Here is a 2,811-nt window from a genome sequence, read left to right on the forward strand (position 1 = left end):
ATAAAGATTTTAAGGAGCTTTTATAATGAAGAAAAAAATAATTCTTGCTTATTCCGGCGGACTGGATACGACTGTTATTATTCCGTGGTTAAAGGAAAACTACGATTGCGATGTTATCGCCGTATGTGTCGATGTGGGGCAAGCCGCTGACTGGAAGACGATTTCAAAACGGGCGATGACTACGGGGGCGAGCGCCTGCTATATCGCCGATGTAAAAAAAGAATATGTCGAAGAATATATTTTCCCCGCCCTTAAAGCCGGCGCTGTTTATGAAGACAAGTATCTTCTTGGCACTTCGACGGCAAGACCGCTTATCGCAAAAGTGCTTGTCGATTACGCAAGGAAAGAAAAAGCTGACGCTATCGCACATGGAGCTACTGGCAAAGGAAACGATCAGGTAAGGTTCGATCTTGGCATCATGGCTCTTGCTCCTGATATCGAAATAATCGCCCCGTGGAGAACATGGAAGCTTAAAAGCAGACAGGACGAGATGAGGTATTTGGCAAGGAGAAAAATTCCTGTTCCCATGAAGAAAAAAAATTCTTACAGTATGGACGATAACCTTTGGCATATTTCCCATGAGGGGTTGGAGCTTGAAGACCCTGCAACGGAGCCGCAATTAAGAAAAATGCTTACGATGATTGTTCCGCCTGAAAAAGCACCTAACAAAGCTGAATATGTGGATATTGAATTTGAAAAAGGGATTCCTGTCGCTCTTAACGGAAGAAAAATGGAAGGCGTGCAGTTGATTAACGCTCTTAACAAAATCGGCGGCGCGAACGGCGTTGGTATTGTAGACTTGGTGGAGAATCGGGTTGTCGGAATGAAAAGCCGAGGCGTATACGAAACTCCCGGCGGAACTATTCTCTACTACGCTCATCAAGAGCTTGAACATCTGTGTCTTGACAGGCAGACTTACTCATTCAAACAGCAAGTTTCGCTCAAATTAAGCGAGCTTATCTACGGCGGTCTTTGGTTCACTCCGTTACGTGAAGCGTTATGTGCTTTTATTGACAGCACTCAACAAACTGTAACCGGCAAGGTAAGGCTTAAACTTTACAAAGGCTCGATAAATGCCGCAGGCGTTACATCCGCCTACTCGCTTTACAACACAAGCCTAGCAAGTTTTACAACTGGCGAATTGTTCAATCACGCCGACGCAAAGGGTTTTATAAAACTCTATGGACTTCCTGTGCTTGTTCGCTCGCTCATGGAGCAGGGGAAAAAAGAGGGAGCGAGAGCGTCGGGAACTTCTGGGGCGAAGAGTGCTTCGGGAGCGAAGGCGGCTTCGGGGAGAGCGAGGAGTGGGGCTGGGAGAGGAAGGGCGGCGAGGAAGAAATAAGGAGAAACTTTGAAAACTAAACGCAATCCGACAAAAAAAAACGGCAAAGCCTCTGTGGGCAGGGCGACTTGTGGAAGTTCCGCAGGCGGAGGCTTTTGCTTTTCAGGCGTCAATCAATGTTGACAGCCGTCTTGTCTTTGACGACATTGCCGCAAGTAAAGCCCACGCCGCAATGCTCGGTAAACAGAAAATTATCTCAAAGGACAATGCGGGAAAGCTCGTAAAAGAACTTAACGCTATCGCAGACGAAATTAAAGTAGGCAAATTGAAGATAGATACAACCCATGAGGATATTCATTCTTTTTTAGAAGCAATTTTAACGAAACGTCTTGGCGATACCGGTAAAATGATTCACGCAGGACGAAGCAGAAACGATCAGGTGGCGGTCGCTTTCCGCCTGTATCTAAAACGCACAGTGCCGCAACTACAAAAAGAATTGGCTACGCTTGTTAATGTACTTCTTGATACGGCATTGTCTCATGTAAACAGCATAATGCCCGGTTACACGCACCTTCAAAGAGCACAACCTGTAACGCTTGGACATCACCTAACGGCGTGGTGTGCCGCTCTGGAAAGAGATTATTCACGTTTTAGCGACGCTCTTAAAAGATTTGACGAGTGTCCTTTGGGAAGCGGAGCGTTAGCCGCAACTACCCTACCCTTGGATCGCAAAGCTACTGCACAGGAGTTGGGTTTTAGCAGGTTATGTGTTAATTCCATGGACGCTGTTGCGGACAGAGACTTTGTTTTGGAGCTTTCAAGCGTCTGTGCTATCACTATGGTTCATTTATCACGTTTTTGCGAGGACATAGTTTTGTGGGCAAGCGAAGAATTTAAATTTATCGATCTTGCAGAATCATGGAGCACAGGTTCTTCTATCATGCCTCAGAAAAAAAACCCCGACTTTGCGGAACTTATCCGTGGAAAAACAGGAAGAACAACAGGCAACCTTGTCGCTCTTTTCACACTGCTAAAAGGACTGCCCTATGCGTATAACAAAGATTTACAGGAAGATAAAGAAAATCTTTTTGACAGCATCGATACATTGAACGTCTGCCTTCGAATGTTCGCCGGAATGATTAAAACCGCTCAATTTAACATTAAGCGAATGAAGGCGGCTTGCACAGGCGGCTTTTTGGAAGCGACAGACACGGCGGAATATCTTGTCCGCAAGGGACTTCCTTTCCGAGCCGCCCATGAAGTTGCCGCTTCTTTGGTTCGTGATTGTATCGAGGCGGGACATAAACATATTTCCGCATTAACGCTCGCACAATTAAAAAAACGCTCCAAACTTTTTATGGAAGATATTTACAAACTGATAACGCCGTCAGCCTGCGTAAAAGCGCGCGAGATACCGGGGGGACCCGCTCCCAAAGAAGTCCGCAGGCAGATAAAGCTGTTACGCAAAAAAATAAATTAAGAGCGTGGGTTTTTTATATGAGCGAAAAAGAAAAATTTATAACGCTTAT

Annotated in this window: 2 protein-coding genes; both read left to right on the forward strand. The window is 45.6% G+C overall.

Annotated elements, in window-relative coordinates:
* The first annotated feature begins 25 nt into the window (after positions 1-25).
* Entirely contained in the window at positions 26-1,342 is a 1,317-nt protein-coding gene (locus ACYVTD_RS11345; protein WP_461247882.1) for an argininosuccinate synthase, read from the forward strand.
* Between the two features lie 52 nt (positions 1,343-1,394).
* On the forward strand, positions 1,395-2,762 hold the full coding sequence (argH, locus tag ACYVTD_RS11350; RefSeq protein WP_461247883.1) for an argininosuccinate lyase: 1,368 nt from the start codon (positions 1,395-1,397) through the stop codon (positions 2,760-2,762).
* Positions 2,763-2,811: the final 49 nt, after the last annotated feature.

It is taken from the genome of Treponema sp. R6D11 (assembly GCF_054786075.1).